Raw genomic sequence first — 6,183 nt, forward strand, 5'->3', positions numbered from 1 at the left:
CAGGCCCTCCTTCTCGACGAACTTGCCGGTCATGCCGCTGGCGAGGTGGACCGACGTGAGGTCGGTGCGCGGGATGTACACGGAGCGTGCACCCGTGCGCGTGATCAGGACACCGGCGGCGTACACGGTGGCGACGGCGTTGCCCCGCAGGCCCAGCCCGTGCACCGCGATGCGGTCGAGCCAGTCCCCCGCCGTCGTCGTCGCGACGTACTGGCCCTCGGCCTCGTAGAGTACGGGGCCGGGATCGGCGGGAGCTTCCGGGGGTTCGGCGACGTCCGCCTGGCGGCGGAGCCGGTTGCGCCAGCCGAGGGCCATCAGGGCGACGACGACGACGATGATGCCGACGGCGAGGGCCACCCAGCCTAGATACTCCATGCCGGCGCCTCCTGGGCGGTCGCAGGTCCCGCGGCCGGCCGGGGCGTGGCCAGGCGTCCGTCGAGCACCGTGGGGTGGCCGCCGTAGAACGTGGCCCGCACGCTGCCGGGCAGCTCGAGGCCGCGGAAGGGGCTGTTGCGGCCCTTCGTGGCCATGGTCGCGGGATCGACCGTCCACCGCGCGGCGGGATCGACGAGGATCAGGTTCGCGGGCTCGCCGGTCGCCAGGGGACGGCCCTGGTGGGCGAGGCGGCCGATCCGGGCAGGGGCGACCGACGTGACCCGGGCGAAGCCCTCCCAGTCGAGCAGGCCGGTCTCCACCATCGTGTGCTGCACCACCGACAGGGCGGTCTCGAGGCCGGTCATGCCCATCGCGGCCTGGGCCCACTCGCACTCCTTGTGCTCGCTCGGGTGCGGGGCGTGGTCCGTGCCGACGACATCGATGGTGCCGTCGGCGAGGGCGGCCCGCAGGGCGTGGACGTCGTCGGAGGTGCGCAGCGGCGGATTGACCTTGTAGACCGGGTCGTAGCTGCGGACGAGTTCATCCGTGAGGAGCAGGTGGTGCGGCGTGACCTCGGCGGTGACGTCGATGCCGCGTGCCTTGGCCCAGCGGATGATCTCCACCGACCCCGCGGTGGACACGTGGCAGACGTGCAGCCTCGACCCGACGTGCTGGGCGAGCAGGACGTCACGGGCGATGATGCTCTCCTCCGCGACGGCGGGCCAGCCGGTGAGCCCGAGGACCGCCGAGACGTCGCCCTCGTTCATCTGGGCACCCTCGGTGAGCCGCGGCTCCTGGGCGTGCTGTGCGACGACGCCGTCGAAGGCCTTGACGTACTCGAGCGCCCGGCGCATGAGCACCGGATCGGAGACGCAGACGCCGTCGTCGGAGAAGACCCGGACCGACGCGCGGGACTCCGCCATCGCCCCGAGTTCCGCGAGCCGTTCCCCGCCGAGACCCACGGTCACGGCGCCCACCGGGCGGACCTCCACCCAGCCCGAGGCGAGGCCGAGGCGGTACACCTGCTCCACGACACCCGCGGTGTCGGCCACGGGCGAGCTGTTGGCCATGGCGTGGACCGCCGTGAAGCCACCCAGTGCGGCAGCGCGCGATCCGGTCTCGACGGTCTCGGCGTCCTCCCGGCCCGGCTCGCGCAGATGCGTGTGGAGGTCCACCATGCCGGGCAGGGCCACGAGGCCCTCGGCGTCGATGGTGATCGCGGCCGCCGAGGCGTCAGCCGCCGCGGACGGCCCGACGGCGGCGAGAACGCCGTCGCGGACCAGCAGGTCCTGCGGGGCGCCGCCTGCGATCGAGGCGCCCACGATGAGGTATTCGGGCAGAGTGCTGGTGTTCGTCGTCACTTGATGCGGCCTTCCGGCGTCGTGGCGGGCAGTTCGTCGTGCATCTCGCCGTCCTGCTCGTCGTGGTGGTCGCCCGAGAGCAGCAGGTAGAGCGCCGCCATGCGCACGGACACCCCGTTGCGGACCTGGGCGAGCACCGTGGAGCGGGGCGAGTCGGCCGCGGCGGAGGAGATCTCGAGCCCGCGGTTCATGGGTCCGGGGTGCATGATGACCGTGTCGTGCAGGCCCATCGTGTCGAGCAGCGCGAGGCGTCCGTCGTCGAAGCCCCAGCGCCGCGAGTACTCGCGTGTCGACGGGAAGAACGCGGCGTTCATGCGCTCCGCCTGCAGGCGGAGCATCATGACGGCGTCGGGGCGCTGCGCGAGGGCGTCGTCGAGGTTGTAGTACACCGTGCAGGGCCAGGAACCGACGCCGATGGGCAGCAGCGTGGGCGGGCCCGCGAGCAGGACCTCCGCACCCAGGGTCGTCAGGAGCCACACGTTGGAGCGGGCCACCCGGGAGTGGAGGACGTCACCGACGATCAGGACCTTCATCCCGGCGAGCGTGGTGCCGGCCGAGGGGCCGCCGCCGATCCGGGCCCAGTGGCGGCGCAGCGTGAACGCGTCGAGCAGTGCCTGGGTGGGGTGTTCGTGGGTCCCGTCGCCGGCGTTGACCACGGCCGCGTCGATCCAGCCCGACGCGGCGAGGCGGGCCGGTGCCCCGGACGCCGGGTGGCGGATGACGACGGCGTCCGCGCTCATCGCCTCGAGGGTCTGGGCCGTGTCCTTCAGGGATTCCCCCTTCGACACGGAGGAGCCCTTCGCCGCGAAGTTGATGACGTCCGCGGACAGGCGCTTGGCCGCGGCCTCGAAGGAGATGCGCGTGCGCGTGGAGTCCTCGAAGAAGAGGTTCACCACGGTGCGTCCGCGCAGGGCCGGGAGCTTCTTGATCTCCCGCTCCCCCACGGCGGACATCTCCTCGGCGACATCCAGCAGGCGCAGGGCGTTCCTCGCGGAGAGGTCCTGGGTGCTGAGCAGGTGCTTCACGCGCGGTCCTCGATGACGACCTCGTTCACCGCGGAACCCCCGATCAGGTCGATCTCCGCGAGGTGGACCCGCACGCGCTCGCGGGAGGACGTCGGGAGGTTCTTGCCGACGTGGTCGGCGCGGATGGGCAGTTCCCGGTGCCCGCGGTCCACGAGGACCGCGAGGCGCACGATGCGCGGGCGTCCGAGATCCGCGAGGGCGTCGAGGGCCGCACGGATGGTGCGTCCCGAGTACAGGACGTCGTCGACCAGCACCACGACCTTGTCGTCGATGCCCGACGGCGGGAGCTGGGTGGCGAGCGGCGAGCGGGTGGGATTGCGCTGGAGGTCGTCACGGTACAGGGTGACGTCGAGCTGTCCCGTGATGAGATCCGCGTCGACGGACGGGTCGACGGCCGCGATCTTCTGGGCGAGCCGCTGCGCCAGGGGGAAACCCCTGCGCGGGATGCCGAGGAGGACGAGATCACGCGGCCCCTTGTTCGCCTCGAGGATCTCATGGGCGATGCGCGTGAGAGCACGGTCGATGTCTGCTTCTGCGAGAACGACGCGCTTGTGGATGCCTGTTTCCGAGGCAGGCACGTTCATAACACGCTTCCTCCTTCCCCGCCTCACTGGACGGAATTTAAAGGCTGGTTGCACCGTCAAAACTATCACAGCGCCGCTTGCCCCTAGGGTTGCACCATGGCGAGAAACGATTCCGGAGCAGGCGCGGGCGGCCCGCGGTGGAACGGTCCCGGGGGCGTGGACCACCACCCCGACGGCCACCACCGACCGCGGCAGCAGCGGCAGCAGCTGCAGGGCTGGTGGGGCGAGACCACGGTACGGCACCACCGTCCGGCGCCCGCCCGCACTGCAGGGCACCCCTTCCAGCCCGTCTGGAACCAGCCTCCCCCGCGCCGCCACGGCGTGCTCAACGTGCTCCTCGTGATCGTCGCGGCCCTCGTCGTGGCAGGCGTCCTGCTCCTGCTCTCCCTGTCGCTGGGTCCGTCCGCGTTCCTGCTCTGCGGCATCCTCGCCCTCGTGCCGCTGGGCATCTGCCTGCTGGGCCTGCGCTGGATCGACCGGTGGGATCCCGAACCGCGCGGCGCCCTGCTCTTCGCGTTCCTCTGGGGTGCCGGCACCTCCGTCGTCGTGACGCTGCTGCTCGGCACCTATGTCGTGGAACTGCTGGTCAGCGCGCTCGGCACCAGCTCACCGGAGGTGATCGGGCCGGTGCTGCAGGCGCCGCTGGTCGAGGAGTTCGCCAAGGGGCTCGGCGTGCTGATCCTCGTCTACACGCGTCGTAGCCATTTCGACGGCCCCGTGGACGGCATCGTCTACGCCGGGACGGTGGCGGCGGGCTTCGCGTTCACGGAGAACATCCTGTACTTCGGTTCCGCCGTGGCGGAGTCGGGGAATGCCGGCGCGCTGGTGGGCGTCTTCATCCTGCGCGGCCTGTTCTCGCCCTTCGCCCACGTCATGTTCACCTCGCTGCTCGGCTTCGTCCTCGGGTTCGCGCTGAGCCGTGGCGGCGGGAACGCCCGGATCCTCGGGGCCTTCGTCCTCGGCCTCCTCCCGGCGATCGCGGGGCACATGCTGTGGAACGGCGGCACCCTCGTGCTGTTCAACGATTTCTTCCTGTTCTACCTCGTGGTCCAGGTGCCGCTGTTCGTCGCCGCGGTGATCTCCGTCGTCCTCCTGCGCCGCTCCGAGCGCCGCCTGACCGAGGCACGGCTCGGCGACTACGCCCGGGCCGGCTGGTTCACGCCCGAGGAGGTGCGGATGCTGGCGACGCGCCCGGGCCGGTCGCAGGCGCTCGCCTGGGCGCAGTCCGTGGGCGCCGAGCGGGACATGCGCGCGTTCATCCGCACCGGATCGCGGATCGCCTACACGCGGCAGCGCATGCTGGGCGGACGGCGCGACGCCGACTACGCCGCCGAGGAACGCAGGCTCCTGGACGACGCCACGCAGCGGCGCGCGCGGATCTTCCAGCTGGCATCGGCCGCCCGCTGACGCGCACCCGCACGCTCCGGGCCGGGAACGCGGGAAGCTCCCGTCGACGGCCCGGAGGGCGATCAGCGGGAGCTTCCGGTGGCGGAGGGTCCGTCGGCGGAGCTACGCGAGCAGGGTCGGCTTGAGCTGCTGCAGCCGGCCGAGGAGGCCGTTGACGAACTTCGGCGACTCGTCGGTGGAGAGGACCTTGGCGAGCTCCACGGCCTCGCTCACCGCGACGCCGTCGGGGACGTCGTCGTTGTACAGCAGTTCCCAGCTGCCGATCCGCAGGATCATGAGGTCCACCGCGGGCATGCGGTCGAGCGTCCAGCCCTGGGAGTAGGTGCTGAGGAACTCATCGATCTGCTCCTGGTGCTCGAGGACGCCCTCGACGATGTCCACCGTGTAGTCGGCGATGACCATGTCCGTCTTCTCGCGGCGTGCGCGGATGACCTCGAGGGCAGGCATTTCGCGCTGCGTCGATTCGAAGAGGATGTCGAGGGCCCGGCGTCGGGCCTTACTGCGGGCGCTCACTCGTTGACGCGTCCCAGGTACTCGCCGGTCCGGGTGTCGACCTTGACCTTGGTGCCGTTGCCCAGGAACAGCGGGACCTGGATCTCGTGGCCGGTCTCGACCGTCGCGGGCTTGGTGCCGCCGGTCGAGCGGTCGCCCTGCAGGCCCGGCTCGGTGTAGGTGATCTCCAGCGTGACGGACGCGGGGAGCTCGACGTAGAGCGGTGAGCCCTCGTGCATGGCGATGGTGGCCATCTGGCTCTCGAGCATGAAGTTCGCGGCGTTGCCGACCACCTTGCCGGGCACGGTGATCTGGTCGTAGTCCGTGGTGTCCATGAAGACGAAGTCCTCGCCGTCCTTGTACAGGTACTGGTAGTCGCGGCGGTCCACGGTGGCCGTCTCGATTTTGAGGCCTGCGTTGAAGGTCTTGTCGACCACCTTGCCGGAGAGGATGTTGCGGAGCTTGGTGCGGACGAATGCTCCACCCTTGCCGGGCTTGACGTGCTGGAATTCGAGGACGTTCCAGAGGTTGCCCTCGAGTTTCAGCACAGTGCCGTTCTTGATGTCGTTCGTGGTCGCCACAGATTCACTTTCGTCGGTTTCGCGGATGGATGGGCCGGCCGAGGCACAGCGGGCGCGCGGAGTCGCGCCAAAAGTCCAGAAGCCAGTCTACCCCGCGCGGCGCGGCGGGCTCCCGTGGCCGTGCGGAGGACCGTCGCCGCCGCTCAGGAGGCGATCTCCTGATAGGCGGCGAAGAGCAGGGAGGTGTCGGGGACCTCGAGCATGCCGGGCCGGCCGATGCCGTCGAGCACGACGAAGCGGAGGAGGTCGCCACGGGACTTCTTGTCGCGGCGCATCCCGTCGAGGAGGGACGCCCAGCGGTCCCGGCGGTAGGTCACGGGGAGCCCGAGGGATTCGAGGATGGCCCTGTGGCGGTCGG

The 6,183-nt window shown here is 70.8% G+C and carries 7 protein-coding genes and 1 pseudogene; 1 reads left to right on the plus strand and 7 read right to left on the minus strand.

The window, feature by feature from the left end; genetic code table 11:
• From CVO76_RS05945 to pyrR, 4 genes are all read right to left on the minus strand, one after another.
• The coding region (locus tag CVO76_RS05945; RefSeq protein ID WP_208741206.1) for a hypothetical protein at positions 1 to 375 on the minus strand (375 nt) is incomplete at its 3' end.
• Positions 363 to 1,736, minus strand: a complete 1,374-nt coding sequence (locus CVO76_RS05950; RefSeq protein ID WP_208741208.1) for a dihydroorotase — start codon at positions 1,734 to 1,736, stop codon at positions 363 to 365. The genes CVO76_RS05950 and CVO76_RS05945, both read right to left, overlap by 13 nt.
• On the minus strand, positions 1,733 to 2,761 hold the full coding sequence (locus CVO76_RS05955; RefSeq protein WP_208741210.1) for an aspartate carbamoyltransferase catalytic subunit: 1,029 nt from the start codon (positions 2,759 to 2,761) through the stop codon (positions 1,733 to 1,735). The genes CVO76_RS05950 and CVO76_RS05955 overlap by 4 nt, the downstream gene beginning before the upstream one ends.
• Positions 2,758 to 3,345: a bifunctional pyr operon transcriptional regulator/uracil phosphoribosyltransferase PyrR gene (gene pyrR, locus CVO76_RS05960; protein ID WP_133080587.1), complete on the minus strand. Its 588-nt coding sequence runs from the start codon at positions 3,343 to 3,345 to the stop codon at positions 2,758 to 2,760. The genes CVO76_RS05955 and pyrR overlap by 4 nt, the downstream gene beginning before the upstream one ends.
• A gap of 96 nt (positions 3,346 to 3,441) precedes the next feature.
• On the opposite strand from pyrR, the gene CVO76_RS05965 reads away from it, so the two are divergent.
• On the plus strand, positions 3,442 to 4,752 hold the full coding sequence (locus CVO76_RS05965; RefSeq protein WP_208741212.1) for a PrsW family intramembrane metalloprotease: 1,311 nt from the start codon (positions 3,442 to 3,444) through the stop codon (positions 4,750 to 4,752).
• A 102-nt stretch (positions 4,753 to 4,854) separates the two neighbouring features.
• On the opposite strand, the gene nusB is transcribed toward CVO76_RS05965, so the two are convergent.
• From nusB to CVO76_RS05980, 3 genes and pseudogenes are all read right to left on the minus strand, one after another.
• Positions 4,855 to 5,265: a transcription antitermination factor NusB gene (nusB, locus tag CVO76_RS05970; protein WP_208741214.1), complete on the minus strand. Its 411-nt coding sequence runs from the start codon at positions 5,263 to 5,265 to the stop codon at positions 4,855 to 4,857.
• Positions 5,262 to 5,825 carry an elongation factor P gene (efp, locus tag CVO76_RS05975; protein ID WP_133080590.1) on the minus strand — a complete coding sequence of 188 codons (564 nt, stop codon included), beginning with the start codon at positions 5,823 to 5,825 and terminating at the stop codon, positions 5,262 to 5,264. Before efp ends, nusB begins: the two co-directional genes overlap by 4 nt.
• Before the next feature lie 143 nt (positions 5,826 to 5,968).
• A pseudogene (locus CVO76_RS05980) lies at positions 5,969 to 6,183 on the minus strand (3-dehydroquinate synthase); the annotation flags it as partial.

Source organism: Arthrobacter agilis (assembly GCF_002953615.1).
GTDB lineage: Bacteria > Actinomycetota > Actinomycetes > Actinomycetales > Micrococcaceae > Arthrobacter_D > Arthrobacter_D agilis_B.

Excerpts from the sequence above, each read along its gene's own strand:
- pyrR (WP_133080587.1), bottom strand. The coding sequence starts at position 3,345 with ATGAACGTGCCTGCCTCGGAAACAGGCATCCACAAGCGCGTCGTTCTC.
- CVO76_RS05965 (WP_208741212.1), top strand. The coding sequence starts at position 3,442 with ATGGCGAGAAACGATTCCGGAGCAGGCGCGGGCGGCCCGCGGTGGAAC.